A 15308-nucleotide genomic window follows, 5' to 3' on the forward strand; every position below is an offset into this window, starting at 1 on the left:
GGGAGGGGGCCGACGCTCAGACGTGGTGCCGGCGCTCCAGCGCCGCCCCCTCGACGTCGACGTTCGGCAGCACCCGGTCGAGCCAGCGCGGGATCCACCAGGCGGCGCGTCCCAGCAGGTGCATGAGCGCCGGCATGAGCAGCAGCCGCACGACGAACGCGTCGAGCAGCACGCCCGCGGCCAGTCCGAAGCCCAGCTGGCGGATGATGACGGACTCCGAGAAGACGAAGCCGCCGAACACCGCCACCATGATGAGGCCCGCCGCGACGACGACGGAGCGTCCGGCGCGGAATCCCTGCGCCACGGCGAGCCGCGCGACCGACCCGTGCACGTACGCCTCGCGCATCCCGGATGCCAGGAACAGCTGGTAGTCCATCGCGAGCCCGAACAGGATGCCGACGAGGATCACGGGCAGGAAGCTCAGGATGGGCATGGTCACCGTGATGCCGAACACCCCCGCGAACCAGCCCCACTGGAACACCGCGACGAGCCCGCCGAAGGTGGCGAGCAGCGACAGGATGAAGCCGCCCGTCGCGATGATCGGCACGAGCAGCGAGCGGAACACGACGATCATGATCACGAGCGAGAGTCCGACGACGACGAGCAGGTAGAGCGGCAGCACGTCGGCCAGGTTCTCGGAGATGTCGATGTTGATGGCGGCCTGGCCGGCGACGCCGAGCGCGATGTCTCCGTCGACGGGCGGCAGCTGCCGGAGCTCGCGCACCACCTGGGCGGTCGACTCGCTGTTCGGGCCGTCGCTCGGCAGCACCTGGAAGGCGGCGAGCCGGTCGTCGTCGGACACCGCGATCGGCGCGACGGCCTCGACGTGGTCGACGTCGGCGATCGCCTGTGCGACGTCGAGCTGGATGCCGAGCACCTGGTCGTCGGTTGTGCCCGCGGGCAGTTCGGCGGTCACGAGGAGGGGGCTGTTGGCGCCCGGCCCGAACTGCTCGTCGATCACCTGGTAGGCGCGGAAGGTGGTGGAGTCCTCCGGTTCGGCACCGCCGTCGGGCAGCCCGAGGCGCATCGAGGCGGCCGGGATCGCGATCGTGAGCAGCGCCGCCACGGCGAGGAGGATGGTGACGACGGCGCGCGCCCAGCCCATCGGCTTCGCGCTGTCGGCGGGGTGGGGCACCGTCCCCGTCGCGAGCTGGCGGCGGCCGCGGCGGCCCAGCATCCGGGTGCCGGCGAGGCCGAGCATGGCGGGCGTCAGGGTGATCGCGATGAGCACGGCGATCGCGACGCAGAACGCGCCGACCGCACCCATGAGGCCGAGGAACGGGATGCCGGTCACGTAGAGGGCGAGCAGTGCCACGACGACCGTCGAACCCGCGAAGACCACCGCGGTGCCCGCGGTGCCGTTGGCGAGCCCGATCGACTCGTGCACCTCGGCGCCCGCGAGCAGCTGCCGGCGGTGCCGGTTGACGATGAACAGCGCGTAGTCGATGCCGACGGCGAGCCCCAGCATGACGCCGAGCACCGGGGTGACGGATGCCATGGTCACCGCGCCCGACAGCGACAGCGATGCGAGCACCCCCACCGCGACGCCGGTGAGCGCGGTCACGATCGGGAACGCCGCCGCGAGCAGCGAGCCGAGCATGACGAGCAGCACGATCGCGGCGATCGCGACGCCGACCGCCTCGCCGACGCCGACGATCTGCGGCACGCCCTGGGCGATCTCGGTCGAGAAGTCGACGGAGACGCCGGGGATCTCGTCCGCGGTGAAGTGGTCGACCACGCTGCGCTTGGCCTCGTCCGAGAGCTCGAGTCGCGGCTCGGTGAAGGCGACGTTGACGATCGCGGCGCTGCCGTCGTCCGACACCACGCCGATCCCGTCGGAGAGCGCGGCGAGCCGGGCGCCCGCCTCGAGGGTCTCGCTCTGCGCCTCGAGCGCCGCGCGGCTCGTGTCGAGCTCCTGCTGCTGGGCGTCGAGCTGGGCGATCAGCTGCTCCGGGGCGCCCGCGGCCTCGGCCTGCTGTCGCGCCGCGTCGAGCTGCTGCTGACCGGCGTCGAGCTGGGCGCGGCCCGCCTCGAGCTGCGCCCGACCGTCGTCGAGCTGGGCGAGCCGGTCGGCGCGCTGCTGTTCGGCGTCGAAGGGGTCGACGACGTCGGCCACGTCGACGAGGCCGGTCGTGTCGGCGACGAGCGCGGCGATCGCCGACTTCTGGTCGTCGGTGAACGCGGAGCCGTCGTCGGTGTGGAACACGACCATGCCGGCGGCGCCGCTGTAGTCGGGCAGCTTCTGCTGCAGTTCGTCGATGACCTCGCTCGAGGCGGTGCCGGGGATGTCGAAGCTGTTGCTCAGCCCGCCGAAGAAGGCGGCGAACCCGCCGGCGGCGAGGGCCAGCACGAGCGCCCAGACCCCGAGCACCCACCCGGCTCGGCGGGCGGCGAAGCGGCCCAGTCGGTACAGCAGTTCGGCCACGGGGTCCCCATCCTCGAGACGAATAGACGAGACGGTGCGTCTCGTGATTACGCTACCCGATATGACACCCGAGCACCGCCAGGGTCCCGCGCGCAGCGAAGCCGCCCGGATGGCCATCCTCGAGGCCACCGCCCGCCTCTTCGCGGAGCGCGGCTTCGACGGGCTGACCATGGAGGGCGTGGCAGCCGAGGCGGGTGTCGGCAAGCAGACGATCTACCGCTGGTGGTCGTCGCGCAGCGCGCTCGTGGCCGAGGGTCTCGCCGAGGGCCTCATCATGCCCGAGTGGTTCGTGCCCGCCGACTCCGGCGACCTGCGGGCCGACCTCACCCTCTGGCTGCAGAACGTGGTCGACTTCATCGGCCGCCCCGGCAACGACGCGCTGCTGCGCTCGCTCGTCGCCGCATCCGCGCAGGACGCCTCGGTGGCCGTCGGCTTCAGCGAGCGTCTCGGCGTGCTGCAGCTGCTCGGCGACCGGATGCAGCGCGCGGTCGACACGGGCGACATCGACGAGCTGCCGGTGGAGGAGCTCGTCGAGGCGATGCTCGGTGCGGTCGTCGTGCGGGCACTCCGTCGTGGCCCGGTCGACGACGACTTCGCCGCCCGCCTGGTGGCGATGCTGCTGCGCGCGCCCTAGCGGGCGTCGTAGGCGGCGCGCGCCCGCTCGATGCCGGGCTGGTTCTCGAGGGCCCAGGTGAGCAGCGCGATCGAGGCGTCGACGAGGCTCGCCCCCATGGTGGTGAGCTCGTACTCCACGCGCGGCGGCACCTCGGGGTGCACCGTGCGCACGAGCAGCCCGTCGCGCTCGAGCTGGCGCAGGGTGAGGGTGAGCATGCGCTGCGAGACGCCGGGGATGTGACGCTGCAGCTCGCCGAACCGCAGCCGACCGCTCCGCAGGGTCGCGATGACGAGCAGCGACCACTTGTCGCCGACTCGCGTGAGCACGTCGCGGATGGCGCGCTCGTCGGCGTTCTTGTCGAGGCAGGCGCCCTCGTACTCGGTGAGGGCGACGGGGGCGGATGCGCTCACGGTTCCTCCGGTGTGTCTCGGGCACAGGGGTGTGCCTTTTGCACACGTCTCAATGATCACTCATCATGGGGTTACGCACAAGAAGTAACCGACCACACGAGAGGGAACCATGATCATCGCCTACTGGATCGTCGCCGGGCTGACCGCGCTCGCCTTCCTGGCCGCCGGCGGGCTGAAGCTCGCCCGATCCACAGAGCAGCTGGCCGCATCCGGCCTGGCCTGGACGGAGGACTTCCCCGCCTGGGCCGTGAAGCTCATCGGCGCCGCCGAGGTGCTCGGGGCCGTCGGCCTCGTGCTGCCCATGGCGACCGGCGTCGCGCCGATCCTCGGCCCCGTCGCGGCGATCGCCCTGGCCGTGCTCATGCTCGGCGCCGCGATCGTGCACCTGCGCCGCCACGAACCGCCGATCCCGTTCGCGCTCGTCGCCCTCGCGACCGCGAGCGCGGTGCTGGGATTCCTCGCGATCGGATAGTCTCCGAGTCTGTGACCACCGAGCCCGCCCCGACCCCGCGGCGGCGGCTCCTCCGGTGGGTTCTCGCCGGCGTCGCCCTCGTGCTGCTCGCCCTCGCGGCCGTGCTCGTCGCGCGATGGCTCCGCGGCCTCGGCCCGGTCGAGGACTTCCTCGCGACCTTCCCCGGCAGCTATCCGCTCCCGGAATCCGCGCCCGTCGGCTTCCCGGCCTGGCTCGGCTGGCAGCACTTCTTCAACGTGTTCCTGCTCGTGCTCGTGGTGCGCACCGGCCTGCAGTCGCGCGCCGAGAAGCGCCCGACTGCGCTCTGGACCTCGGCCCGCAACCGCCGGCGTCGCATGAGCATGACGGTCTGGACGCACCTGTCGCTCGACCTGCTGTGGATAGTGAACGGCGTCGTGTACGTGGTGCTGCTGTTCGCAACGGGGCAGTGGATGCGGATCGTGCCGACGAGCTGGGCGGTGTTCCCCAACGCGGTGTCGGCCACCCTGCAGTACGTGTCGCTCGACTGGCCGACCGAGAACGGCTGGGTGAACTACAACAGCCTGCAGCAGCTCGCCTACTTCGCGACGGTGTTCGTGGCGGCGCCGCTCGCGATCGCGACGGGGTACCGGATGTCGGCCCTCTGGCCCCGCGATGCGACGCGGCTGAGCCGCGCCTACCCGTTCGCGGTCGCGAAGGCCGTGCACCTGCCGGTGATGGTCTACTTCGTCCTGTTCACGATCGCGCACGTGACGCTCGTGCTCGCGACCGGGGCCCTGCGCAACCTCAACCACATGTACGCCCAGAGCGACGAGATCAACTGGGTGGGCTTCGCGATCTTCGCCGCGTCGCTGCTCGTCATCGCCGCGGGATGGGCGCTCGTGCGTCCCGCGATCGTCGACCGGGTGGCGGGCGCCTTCGGCGAGGTCGCGCGTCGCTGACGCCGCTCAGGCCGGTGCGGTCATCGCGTCCCGGATCACCTCGAGGTCGGCGAGCGAGAGCGGCACGAGCCCGCGACGCAGCTGGTAGCCCCAGTTCGGAGTCGAGGTGAGTTCGAGCCGGTCCGCGAGCTCCGCGATCGGCACCGGGTGCACCTCGTCGAGGTAGTCGACCGCGCGCCGGAAGGGGCGGAAGTCGCCGTCGCCCTCCTGGTAGATCAGGTCGTCGCGCATCCGTCCGATCGCGGTGAACTGCTTGAGCGGCTCGCCGTCGGGGTAGTCGGTGCGCGGCGAGTAGTACACGAACCAGTCGCCCGCCTTCATGCGCACGAGCCCGGCGCGCTTGCCGTGCATGACCTGGGCGATGCCGAGGTCGACGCCGATCTCGACGTGGGCGCGCGACACGACGCCGAGCCAGGCGCGGGCGGAGTCCTCCATGGGATCAGCATGCGCCCGCACGAGCGCCGCCGTCTACGCTGACGGCATGCACCGGATCTTCGACATGAGCGTCGCCCGGGTCTACCCGCTGTACCTCGCGAAGCTCGAACGCAAGGGGCGCACCCGGGCCGAGCTCGACGAGGTGATCGAGTGGCTCACCGGCTTCGACGAGGCCGAGCTGCAGCACCACCTCGCCGAGGAGACCACGTTCCAGGACTTCTTCGCGGCCGCGCATCTCAATCCGAACGCCTCGCTCATCACCGGGGTCATCTGCGGGGTGCGCGTCGAGGAGATCGACGACCCGCTCATGCAGCGCATCCGCTACCTCGACAAGCTCGTCGACGAGGTCGCCCGCGGCAAGGCGATGGAGAAGGTGCTCCGCGCGCCGGTCGGATAGACGCCGACGGGGCCCCACCCGTGCGGATGGGGCCCCGTGCGACGTTCCGGCTCAGACGGTCGCGACCGCGCGTCGCCGGCCGAACAGCAGGCCGAGGCCGCCGAGCGCCAGCAGCAGCAGCGCGAACACGGCGGCGCCCGTCGCCGACGAGCCCGTCGCCGCGAGGCTCGGGTCGGCGAGCACCGTCACGTCGGCCGCCGCGAGCACGGCGCCCCCGGATGCGGTCAGCTGCAGCGAGTGCGCCCCCGCCGGCACGGAGCTCGGCACCGTGACGCTCGTCGCGATGCTGCCGCTCGTGCCGACCGTCACGGTCGCGAGCGTCACCGGATCCGAGTGCAGCACGAGCGTGTACGTGCCTGCCGGCACGTTCTGCCCGGTGATGGTGAGGGTGCCACCGGCCGTGACCGTCGCGGGGCTGAGCGTGAGGCTCGGCGCGTCGGTGGCGGGCACCGAGGCGCTCGCGATCCCCGACACGTTGCCCGCGGCATCCGTCGCCCGGAAGCGCACGACGCGTGCGCCCGGGGTCACCTCGACCGGACCGCTGTAGGCGCTCCAGGTGCCCACGACGGAGTCGCTGCCGAGCGCGAACTCGAGCGAGGCGACGCCGGAGCCGGCGTCGTCCGCCGTGGCCGACACCTCGTCGCCCGACACCGACGGGGTCACGCTCGGGGCGGTCCGGTCGATGCGACCCGACCAGCTGACGACGTCCGACACGTTGTCGCTGTCGTCGACCGTGCGCGTGTCGACGGCGTGGTCGCCGTCGGCGCTCACCGTGAAGCCTCCCTCGGCGCTGGCCCAGCCGGCTCCGTCGACGTCGGCCTCGGGCCGCGGGCCCGGGGTGTAGTCGTCGGTGCCGGTGATGGTGAACGCCACGGGCGAGACGTACCAGCCGTTCGCGCCGTCGGGAGACGCCGGCGAGGCGGTGAACCCGACCGTCGGCGCGGTCGTGTCGGCCGGCGGGTAGAAGACCAGCTGCTGGGTCTCCTCGCCCGCGACCACCGAGGCCGCGTCTCCCGCGTCGTTGACGACGTGGCGGATGCCGCCGGAGCCCGTCAGGAACCGGCTCGTGATCGAGGTGAAGGTGACGTTCTTCGAGCGCGGCGCCTGCACGCCGCTCTCGGCCCACACCTCGGCGCCCTGGTTGAAGAACGAGTAGACCCCGAGCCCGGTCGCCGTGTGGCTCGTGACGCCGTCGGCGACGCGGTAGCTCGCGAAGCCGTCACGCGATCCGTCCATCCAGGCGGCCTGGCCGGGGACCTCGTATGGGATCTCGCTCTGGTAGAAGACCGTCGTCCCGCCCTGCCCGTTCCACACCACCTGGTTCTGCTGGTAGTGCTCGACGAACAGGCCGGTGGCGGTCACCGAGTCGCCGTTCACGACGAGTCCGTGGGCACCGAGGCTGCCCGTCCAGGTGCCGCTGCCGTCCAGGCCGTGGTCGCCGCGCCACGCCCAGATGTGGTCGAGCAGCACGTGGTCGCTGTTGACCTCGATGCTGGTCGTCGCGTTGCCGGCCCACGGACCGCCGACGCGGATGAACACGTCCGAGAGGGTGGTCGGGTCGGCGGCGTCGGATGCGGTGGCGCCCGTCGGCCCCACCTTCACGAGCACCGCCGAGTTCGTGACGCCCGCGTCGACCGTGATGCCCGCGATCTTGACGCCGGTGACGTCCGCGACCTCGAGGGCGGCGGTGCCGTCGTCGGGCGTGAGCGAGGCCATGCCGATGCCGAGCACCACGGTGTCGGCGTGCGTCACCTGCAGGGCCGACTCGAGGTGGTAGACGCCGGGGGTGAGCAGCAGGTTCTTGCCGGCGGCGAGCTGCGCGTTGATGGTGGCGGCCGTGTCGCCGACGTGGGCGATGTAGAAGTCGTCGATGCCGATCGAGGTGCCGTGGGCGGCATCCGTCGACCAGTCCACACCGCTCGAGTCGGTCGTCGCGTTCGGCACGAAGACGGCGTACTCGTCGTCCTCCGTGACGTACAGGAACGGAGCCGGGCGGCTCACCGGGGTGGTGGCGAGGCTCGTGATGACGCCGCCGGCGGTGCCGAAGTCCGTCGCCGGCGCGCCCTCGACGCCCGAGAACACCATGTTCCAGACGCCGCCGTCCCAGCTGCCGAGCTCGCTGTCGCGCGTGTACCACTGCTGCTGCGAGCCCGACACGACCGTGCCGTCGACCACCGAGTCGGCGAGGTAGCCGCCGCTCGAGTAGCCGCCGAAGCGCGGCATGAGCGTGAGGTTCCCCTGCACGTGCACGCGGCGCAGCGGCGCCGCCTGCGACACCGCCCAGCGCAGCTGGTGCGGGTCGGCCACCCCCTCGGGCAGCATGATGCCGTCGGGGTTCTCCTCGCTCGGGTAGCAGACGCCCGGGACGCCGGTGTCGCCGGCGACGGGCTGCTGGATGGGGTTGATCGCGAGGTTCGACAGGGAGCGCCAGAAGTTGGTGAGGGCGGTGTCGTGCTCGCCGCCGTCCCACGGGCAGGTGTCGGTCGGCGGGCGGCCCTCGGCGTGCAGGGCGCCGTTGATGACGACGTCGTCGGGTGAGGCGCCGAGTCCGGCGACCGTCTGGTAGTAGCCGATCTGGCCGTTGACGACACCCGTGGCGGTCGCGGGGTCGTCCTCGCCCGCGGCGCTGCCGTAGGTGCCGGGCAGGAAGAAGTAGGCGTGCCGGTTCTGGCTGAACTCGCTCTCGTGCGAGCCGGCGGCGAGGGCGGCGTTGATGTCGTCGACCGACCAGGTGGAGTCGAAGATCGTGACGTTGGGACCGAAGTCGGGAGCCGAGGGATCGGCTGCCGACGGGGCGGCGGCGACGAGGCCGGCGGCCACCACGGCGGTGGTCGCGGCGGCCGCGCCGAGCGCGCGCATGCGCGGGCGGGTAGGCACTGCGGGTTCTCCTTTGAACTCGGATGTGGTGTGCGGGATTTACTTACTGGCGTGTAAGTCAGTGGTTCCAAACCCCGATCATGGCGCAACCGGGAGCGCTCCCGCTAGTGCCGATTTCGGCGCCCGTCCGTGGTCGCGCTCCCATCCCCGCCCGCGCGGCGGATGGTACCGTCGCGCCATGACCGAGCCGATCCTGTTCAGCGTCGACGGGGGCCTCGCCCGCATCACCCTCAACCGCCCGGAACGGCTCAACGCCTTCGACGAGACGCTCGCCCACGCGTGGGCCGAGGTCACCGCCGAGGCGGTCTCACGCGACGACGTCGGAGCGGTGCTGCTGTCCGGCGCGGGTCCCGCGTTCTGCGCCGGCGGCGACGTGCGGGCCATGGTCGAGATGGGGTCGGGCGAGGCGCTGACCGAGCTCGCCGGGGTGATCAACCGCGGCATCCTCTCGCTCGTCCAATCGCGGGTGCCGGTCGCGGTGGCGGCGCACGGCACGACCGTCGGGGGCGGCCTCGGCATCCTGCTCGCGGGCGACTACGCGGTGGTCGGCGAGGGCTCCCGCGTCGGCAGCCTCTACGCGAACATGGGCCTCACCCCCGACCTCTCCGTGTCGGCGCAGCTCGCCCGCGCGGTCGGCGAGCGGCGGGCGTTGCAACTCGTGCTCACCCCGCGGCTGCTCTCCGGTGCCGAGGCCGTGGAGTGGGGCCTCGCCGCCGAGGTGGTTCCGGATGCCGAGGTCGCCGCCCGCGCGGAGGCGGTCGCCCGCTCGTGGCTCGACGGCGCCGCATCCGCCTACGGTCGGGCCAAGCGGCTCGTGCGCGACGCCGCCCACCGCGGCATGGCCGAGCAGCTCGACGAGGAGGCCCGCGCGATCGGCGCGGCCTACGCCACCCCCGAGGCCCAGCGGCTCACCACGGCCTTCGCGGCGCGTGCGAAGGACTAGGTCGGACCCTCAGGCCAGCACCACCTCGACGCCCGCCTCGCGCAGGCGCTGCAGCTCGGTCGGGTCGGCGGAGTCGTCGGTGATGAGCGTCGTGACCTCCGCGATCTCGGCCATCTGCGCGAGCGCCGTTCGACCGATCTTCGACCCGTCGGCCACCACGATCGTGCGCTGCGCCTTGGCGACCATGGCGTGGTTGGTGCGCGCCTCCGTCTCGTCGTGTGTCGTGATGCCCGCATCCGCCGAGACGCCGTCGGCGCCGAGGATCGCGATGCCGACGTTGATGGCGCTGAAGGTGCCCTCGGCGAGCACCCCGACGAGCTCGAGCGACTGGGCGCGCAGGATGCCGCCCGTCATGACCACCTTGAGGCGCGGGTAGGAGGCCACGAGCGAGGCGATCGAGAGCGAGTTGGTGACGATCGTGAGGTCGGCGTGGTTCACGAGTTCGCGGGCGACGCCCGCCGTCGTGGTTCCGCCCGAGAGCGCGACGGCCTGGCGCTCGCGCGGGATGCGGATGGCGGCGGCCCGCGCGATGCGCCGCTTCGCGTCCTGGAAGCGGGTGTCGCGCAGGGCGACCGGCAGCTCGGCGAGCGAGCCGGCGGCCTTCGCCCCGCCGTGCGTGCGCACGATGAGCCCCTGGTCGGCGAGCACCGTGAGGTCGCGGCGCATGGTGGCGGCGGAGCTCTGGAACTGCTCGGTCAGTTCGGCGAGCGAGATCTCTCCGCGTTCGGCGATCGCGTCGAGGATGTCGGCCATCCGGCGCGAGCGCTTGGGGGAGCCGCCGAGTTCGGCGACGGTACTGGTGCTGTAGGCGGTGGCCACGGCAAGCGAGCATGCCAGATGAGCGATTGCGCGTCAATTCGATCATTTCCTTGCGCGTAATGTGCATCATTCCCAGAATCGAGGCATGCCGACGATCGTCTTCCTCGGGGCGGGGAGCGTCGTGTTCACACGACAGCTGCTCACCGACCTGCTCCGCTTCCCCGACCTGCCGGTGCTCGACATCGCGCTCCACGACATCGACGCCGATCGTCTCGAAGTCGCCCGGCTGACCGCGCACAACGTCGCCCGGCAGCTCGGCCGCGATGTGCGGGTCACCGCATCCGCCGACCGTCGCGCGGCGCTCGCCGGCGCCGACGTGGTGGTCAACATGATCCAGGTCGGCGGGATCGCGGCCACCCGCGTCGACCTCGAGCTGCCGGCCCGCCGCGGGCTGCTGCAGACGATCGGCGACACGACCGGAGTCGGCGGGGTGTTCCGCGCCCTGCGCACCTTCCCCGTGCTCACCGGCACCGCACGCGACATGCGCGAGCTCTGCCCCGACGCGTGGTTCCTCAACTACACGAACCCGATGGCCATGAACATCTGGTGGCTCTCGCACGTCGCCCCCGAGCTGAAGGCGGTGGGCCTCTGCCACAGCGTGTACTGGACGGTGCACGACCTGTGCGAGCTGATCGGGGTGCCGCTCGAGGGAACGCACTACCGCGCCGCCGGGGTCAACCACCAGGCCTGGCTCACCGAGTGGAGCCGCGACGGCTCCGACCTCTACCCGCTGCTGCGCGCGAAGATCGCCGCCGACCCCGAGCTCGGGCGGCGCGTGCGCGTCGAGATGTTCCGGCGCATCGGCTACTACCCCACCGAGACGAGCGAGCACTCCGCGGAGTACCTCGACTGGTTCCTGCGCGACCCCGCGCAGGTCGAGCGGTTCCGCCTCGAGCCGCTGCAGTACATCGGCATCTCCGAGGACAACGTGCACGAGTTCGAGGAGGCGCGCGAGCTGCTCGACGCCGGGCGCGACGTGCCGTTGCACGAGGAGGGGGATGCGGCGGAGTACGCCCCGCAGATCATCCACTCGCTGCTCACCGGCACCCCGCGCGAGATCCACGTCAACGTGCCCAACCGCGGCCTCATCGACAACCTGCCCGAGGGCGCGGTGGTCGAGGTGCCCGCCGCAGTCGACGCCGACGGGGTGCGTCCGATCGCGTGGGGCTCGGTGCCCGCGGCCGGCGCCGCCCTCAACCGCGCCTACCTCTCGGTGGCCGATCTCACCATCCGCGCGGCCTCCGAGGGCGACCCGGAGCTGGTGCGGCGGGCCGTGCTGGTCGACCCCAACGCGAGCTCGAGCCTGACGCCCGCCGAGATCTGGGAGCTGTGCGACGAGCTCACCGCCGCGCACGCGCCGCTGCTGCCGGTCGCGCTCGGCGGCACCCTCGAGGGCTCCGGATGACGCTGGTCGCGACGGCGTCGCTCGTCGCGGACGCGGTGGCAGCCTCTCGGGCGGTGGCCGCGTTCAACGTCATCACCCTCGAGCACGCCGAGGCGATCGCGGCCGGGGCGTCGCGCGCGGGGGTGGGCGCCATCCTGCAGCTCAGCGAGAACGCCGTGCGCTTCCACGGCGGCGACCCGCGCCCGATCCTCTCGGCCTGCCGGGCCGTCGCCGAGGGCGCCGACGTGCCGCTCGCGCTGCACCTCGACCATGTCGAGGACCCGGCGCTCGTCGACCTCGCGATCGCGCACGCGTCGGCGTGGGGTCTCGGCTCGCTCATGGTCGACGCCTCGCGGCTGGCCTACGCCGACAACGTCGCGGCCACCGCCGACGCCGCGCGCCGCGCGCACGACGCGGGGCTCTGGGTCGAGGCGGAGCTCGGCGAGATCGGCGGGAAGGACGGCGCCCACGCACCCGGCGTGCGCACCGACCCCGAGGAGGCCGCCGCATTCGTCGCCGCGACGGGTGTCGACGCGCTGGCCGTCGCCGTCGGCAGCTCGCACGCCATGCGCGAGCGCACCGCCGGGGTCGACGCCGAGCTCGTCGCGCGGATCGCCGCGCGGGTCCCCGTGCCGCTCGTGCTGCACGGCTCCTCGGGTGTCGACGACGCGGGCATCCGCGCGGCCGTGGCCGCCGGCATCCGCAAGGTCAACGTGGGTACGGCGCTGAACCTCGCCGGGACGGCCGGCCTGCGCGCGGCGCTCGCCGAGCATCCGGATGCCGTCGACCCCCGCCCGTACACCCGCGCCGCGCGCGAGGCGATGGCCGGCGTCGTCGAGCACTTCTGCCGCGTCGTCGCGGCCCCCTGACCCCCTCCCGCACTCCACGTCCAAAATGCAGGAGCCGCCTCCCGTGCTCAGGTCGAAAATGCAGGAGTCGTCGCGGTCGACCCCCGGAATCTCGGGGGTTGACGACCCAGCAGGGGCCAAATCTCCTGCATTTTCCACCTAGGTCGCAGGCGGTGAGGCGGGCGACTCCTGCATTTTCGACACGCCGGGACGGATGCGCGGCTACCGGTCGGCGCCGAGCAGGCGGCGGGCGTTGTCGCGGTAGAGGGCGGGCAAGAGCGCGGGGTCGAGGGCGGCCGCGGAGACGGCCCAGCGGCCCTGGGGTGGGATCGCCTCGCCCGGGGCGTACTCGAAACCCTCGTCGGCGGTTTCGAGGAAGCGGTAGTGCAGCCGGTACTGCTCGTCGCTCGCCGGGTAGATGTCGGTGCCGAACAGGATGCGGTCCGGGTGCTCCGCGACGAGACGCGCGAACCGCCGCGGCTGGCGGCCGAGCTCGGCCATCCGTCCCGCGATGTCGGCGTGGTAGCGGGGCGCGGCGTCCATGAGGTCCGAGACGCGGTCGAGGTCCTCGGCGGCGCAGCCGAGGTGCGCGCCGATGATGTCGGTGCCCGGGCAGGCGAGCACGAGCCGCGCGTGCGCCGCGAGCAGGGTGTCGAAGTCGGGGTGGCGGTCGCGGTCGCCGAACCACCAGTCGCGCGCGCCGCGCAGCTCGTCGAGCCGTTCGTTCGCGGCGTCGAGGGGCTCGAAGAACGCGATCGGGTCGGCGGTGTGGATGAGCACGGGGATGCCGAGCTCGCCGGCGTGCGCCACGAGGGCGATGACGCGGGGGTCGTCGGGGGCGACGACGGCGCCGTCCGCATCCCGCACCTCGAGGCCGAGGTTCTTCCAGATCTTCACACCGCGCGCGCCGCGGCGGGCGCTGTCGTCGAGTTGCGCGAGCAGCCGCTCGCCGCCGCCCGGCTCGCCGAGCAGCGACCAGTCGAGTTGGCAGAAGGTCGCGAACCGCCCCGGATGCGCGCGGTCGTAGCGGTCGAGGTTCGCCTCGAGCTCGTCGCCCCACATGCCGTCGAGGTTGACGATCGTCTCGACGTGGCGCGCGTCCATGACGGCGAGCAGCGCGGGGACGTCGTCGATCATCCAGTCGCCGTCGTCGGTGAGCCAGCGGCCCAGGTGGTTGTGCACGTCGATGCACGGGGTGTGCGGCACGTCGACGGCCGTCGCCCGTGCGCGCATCATGCTGCGCGGCGTCCAGTCGCGCAGGGGCAGGTCATCGATGTCCACGGCTCCACCTTCGCGGCGCCGCGCATCCGTGGCAATGATCCGATCAGCCATTGTGATCGTTTCGCGCACTTTGCTTTACAAACGCTCATTCGGCGGCAGGATGGGCGAAACCCCACACCGAGAGGACGCCATGAGACACCGCACCAGCAGCACCGTCCGCGTCGTCGCCGCGCTCACCGCGGCGGGAACCGCCCTCGCCCTCGCCGGATGCTCCGGCGACTCGAAGGCCACCGAGCTCGACCCGGACGCCGACGTCACCATCACCTGGTGGACCGGTCAGGCCGACGAGGCCGAGAGCCTTCTCGAAGACCTGGCCGCTGAGTTCGAGAAGGACCACCCGAACGTCACGATCGACATCTCGCCCGGCGCCTCCTCGACCGAGGAGCTGCTGCAGAAGCTCTCCGCCGGTTTCGCGAGCGACACCTACCCGAGCATCTCCTACTCCTTCGGCTCCTGGGCGAGCGAGCTCGAGTCGTCGGGACGCACCCAGGACATCAGCGACAAGATCACCGACCCCGACCTCGGCTGGGACGAGTTCTCGGAGGCGGCGCGCGCGACCGTGCAGCCCACGGGCGACAAGGTCATCGGCTTCCCGGCGCTCGTCGACAACATCTCGCTCATCTACAACAAGACCGTCTTCGACGCCGCCGGCGTCGACTACCCGACCGACGACTGGAGCTGGGACGACTTCCGGAAGGCGGCGAAGGAGCTCACCGACCCGGCCACCGAGACCTACGGCTACGAGTACTCGGTGTCGGGCTCCGAGGAGACCACGTGGCAGTTCTGGCCGCACCTCTGGCAGAACGGCGGCGAGATCCTCTCCGACGACCAGAAGACCTCCGCCTTCGCGAGCGAGGCCGGCGTCGACGCGCTCGAGTTCCTGCGCGGCATGGCGGTCGACGACAAGAGCGTCTACATCGACCAGACCGACACCAAGTTCGCGCAGCTGTTCGCGGCCGACCGCATCGGCATGATGACCTCCGGGCCGTGGCAGCTCTACGACCTCAACACGGCGGGCACCGACTACGGGGTCACCGTGCTGCCGGGCACCCACGGCGACCACCAGACGGTGTCCGGGCCCGACATCTGGGCGCTGTTCGACACCGGCGACGTCAACGAGAACTACTGGTCGTACGAACTGCTCGCCTGGCTCACCGCCCCCGAGCAGGATGTGCGCTGGAACGTCGCCTTCGGCAACCTGCCGCTGCGCGCGAGCGAGATCGACAGCCCCGAGTTCCAGGCGCAGGTCGAGGCCTTCCCCGGCCTCGACATCATGGCCGCGAACAACGTGAACGCCGTCAAGTCGCGACCCACCGTGGCCGGCTACGTCGGTCTGTCGGAGGCCATCGGCTCGGCCATCTCGCGGGTGCTCCAGGGGGAGGGAACCCCGAAGGACGCCCTCGAGGAGGCGGCCCAGAAGGCCGACCAGGCGCTCGCCGACAACAACTGATCACCCGGCGGGGCGGCTCGTCCGGGCCGCC

General features: G+C 72.0%; 14 protein-coding genes. 8 read left to right on the forward strand and 6 right to left on the reverse strand.

What is annotated here, in order from left to right; all coding sequences use genetic code 11:
* Nucleotides 1-16: 16 nt before the first annotated feature.
* Nucleotides 17-2425, reverse strand: a complete 2409-nt coding sequence (locus NUH29_RS03035; protein ID WP_258797472.1) for an MMPL family transporter — start codon at nucleotides 2423-2425, stop codon at nucleotides 17-19.
* A gap of 61 nt (nucleotides 2426-2486) precedes the next feature.
* Here NUH29_RS03035 and NUH29_RS03040 point away from each other — a divergent pair, with 61 nt between their 5' ends.
* The gene (locus tag NUH29_RS03040; protein ID WP_258797474.1) at nucleotides 2487-3059 is read left to right on the forward strand and encodes a TetR/AcrR family transcriptional regulator; all 573 of its coding nucleotides are present in this window, start codon (nucleotides 2487-2489) and stop codon (nucleotides 3057-3059) included.
* Here NUH29_RS03040 and NUH29_RS03045 read toward each other — a convergent pair.
* A complete protein-coding gene (locus NUH29_RS03045) occupies nucleotides 3056-3451 on the reverse strand; it encodes a winged helix-turn-helix transcriptional regulator (protein ID WP_308445740.1) in 396 nt (131 codons plus the stop codon). The genes NUH29_RS03040 and NUH29_RS03045 overlap by 4 nt on opposite strands.
* Nucleotides 3452-3560: 109 nt before the next feature.
* Here NUH29_RS03045 and NUH29_RS03050 point away from each other — a divergent pair, with 109 nt between their 5' ends.
* Together NUH29_RS03050 and NUH29_RS03055 are read left to right on the forward strand one after the other, a co-directional pair.
* On the forward strand, nucleotides 3561-3923 hold the full coding sequence (locus NUH29_RS03050) for a DoxX family protein (protein WP_258797475.1): 363 nt from the start codon (nucleotides 3561-3563) through the stop codon (nucleotides 3921-3923).
* An 11-nt stretch (nucleotides 3924-3934) separates the two neighbouring features.
* Nucleotides 3935-4843 (forward strand): cytochrome b/b6 domain-containing protein, encoded by a 909-nt coding sequence (locus NUH29_RS03055; RefSeq protein WP_258797476.1) that lies wholly within the window; start codon nucleotides 3935-3937, stop codon nucleotides 4841-4843.
* A 6-nt stretch (nucleotides 4844-4849) separates the two neighbouring features.
* On the opposite strand, the gene NUH29_RS03060 is transcribed toward NUH29_RS03055, so the two are convergent.
* Nucleotides 4850-5278: an EVE domain-containing protein gene (locus tag NUH29_RS03060; RefSeq protein WP_258797477.1), complete on the reverse strand. Its 429-nt coding sequence runs from the start codon at nucleotides 5276-5278 to the stop codon at nucleotides 4850-4852.
* A 46-nt stretch (nucleotides 5279-5324) separates the two neighbouring features.
* Between NUH29_RS03060 and NUH29_RS03065 the strand changes: the two genes are divergently transcribed.
* Nucleotides 5325-5675: a DUF2200 domain-containing protein gene (locus tag NUH29_RS03065; RefSeq protein ID WP_258797877.1), complete on the forward strand. Its 351-nt coding sequence runs from the start codon at nucleotides 5325-5327 to the stop codon at nucleotides 5673-5675.
* Nucleotides 5676-5726: 51 nt separating this feature from the next.
* Here the strand turns inward: NUH29_RS03065 and NUH29_RS03070 are convergent, their stop codons facing one another.
* Nucleotides 5727-8552: a pectate lyase-like domain-containing protein gene (locus tag NUH29_RS03070; protein WP_258797478.1), complete on the reverse strand. Its 2826-nt coding sequence runs from the start codon at nucleotides 8550-8552 to the stop codon at nucleotides 5727-5729.
* 178 nt (nucleotides 8553-8730) lie between these two features.
* Between NUH29_RS03070 and NUH29_RS03075 the strand changes: the two genes are divergently transcribed.
* Nucleotides 8731-9495 (forward strand): enoyl-CoA hydratase/isomerase family protein, encoded by a 765-nt coding sequence (locus NUH29_RS03075; protein WP_258797479.1) that lies wholly within the window; start codon nucleotides 8731-8733, stop codon nucleotides 9493-9495.
* 9 nt (nucleotides 9496-9504) lie between these two features.
* Here NUH29_RS03075 and NUH29_RS03080 read toward each other — a convergent pair whose 3' ends face one another.
* Nucleotides 9505-10314: a DeoR/GlpR family DNA-binding transcription regulator gene (locus tag NUH29_RS03080; RefSeq protein WP_258797480.1), complete on the reverse strand. Its 810-nt coding sequence runs from the start codon at nucleotides 10312-10314 to the stop codon at nucleotides 9505-9507.
* An 85-nt stretch (nucleotides 10315-10399) separates the two neighbouring features.
* Here NUH29_RS03080 and melA point away from each other — a divergent pair, with 85 nt between their 5' ends.
* Together melA and NUH29_RS03090 are read left to right on the forward strand one after the other, a co-directional pair.
* Nucleotides 10400-11719: an alpha-galactosidase gene (gene melA, locus NUH29_RS03085; protein ID WP_258797482.1), complete on the forward strand. Its 1320-nt coding sequence runs from the start codon at nucleotides 10400-10402 to the stop codon at nucleotides 11717-11719.
* On the forward strand, nucleotides 11716-12567 hold the full coding sequence (locus NUH29_RS03090) for a class II fructose-bisphosphate aldolase (RefSeq protein ID WP_258797483.1): 852 nt from the start codon (nucleotides 11716-11718) through the stop codon (nucleotides 12565-12567). The genes melA and NUH29_RS03090 overlap by 4 nt, the downstream gene beginning before the upstream one ends.
* A 201-nt stretch (nucleotides 12568-12768) precedes the next feature.
* On the opposite strand, the gene NUH29_RS03095 is transcribed toward NUH29_RS03090, so the two are convergent.
* Nucleotides 12769-13827: an amidohydrolase family protein gene (locus NUH29_RS03095; RefSeq protein ID WP_258797485.1), complete on the reverse strand. Its 1059-nt coding sequence runs from the start codon at nucleotides 13825-13827 to the stop codon at nucleotides 12769-12771.
* Nucleotides 13828-13957: 130 nt separating this feature from the next.
* On the opposite strand from NUH29_RS03095, the gene NUH29_RS03100 reads away from it, so the two are divergent.
* Entirely contained in the window at nucleotides 13958-15277 is a 1320-nt protein-coding gene (locus NUH29_RS03100) for an ABC transporter substrate-binding protein (RefSeq protein ID WP_258797486.1), read from the forward strand.
* The last annotated feature ends 31 nt before the right edge of the window (nucleotides 15278-15308 follow it).

Source organism: Protaetiibacter mangrovi, from assembly GCF_024752305.1.
Taxonomy (GTDB): domain Bacteria; phylum Actinomycetota; class Actinomycetes; order Actinomycetales; family Microbacteriaceae; genus Homoserinibacter; species Homoserinibacter mangrovi.

Coding starts and splice junctions, on each gene's coding strand:
- NUH29_RS03065 (WP_258797877.1), top strand. CDS start 5,325: ATGCACCGGATCTTCGACATGAGCGTCGCCCGGGTCTACCCGCTGTAC.
- NUH29_RS03040 (WP_258797474.1), top strand. CDS start 2,487: ATGACACCCGAGCACCGCCAGGGTCCCGCGCGCAGCGAAGCCGCCCGG.
- NUH29_RS03075 (WP_258797479.1), top strand. CDS start 8,731: ATGACCGAGCCGATCCTGTTCAGCGTCGACGGGGGCCTCGCCCGCATC.
- NUH29_RS03050 (WP_258797475.1), top strand. CDS start 3,561: ATGATCATCGCCTACTGGATCGTCGCCGGGCTGACCGCGCTCGCCTTC.
- NUH29_RS03090 (WP_258797483.1), top strand. CDS start 11,716: ATGACGCTGGTCGCGACGGCGTCGCTCGTCGCGGACGCGGTGGCAGCC.
- NUH29_RS03060 (WP_258797477.1), bottom strand. CDS start 5,278: ATGGAGGACTCCGCCCGCGCCTGGCTCGGCGTCGTGTCGCGCGCCCAC.
- NUH29_RS03100 (WP_258797486.1), top strand. CDS start 13,958: ATGAGACACCGCACCAGCAGCACCGTCCGCGTCGTCGCCGCGCTCACC.
- melA (WP_258797482.1), top strand. CDS start 10,400: ATGCCGACGATCGTCTTCCTCGGGGCGGGGAGCGTCGTGTTCACACGA.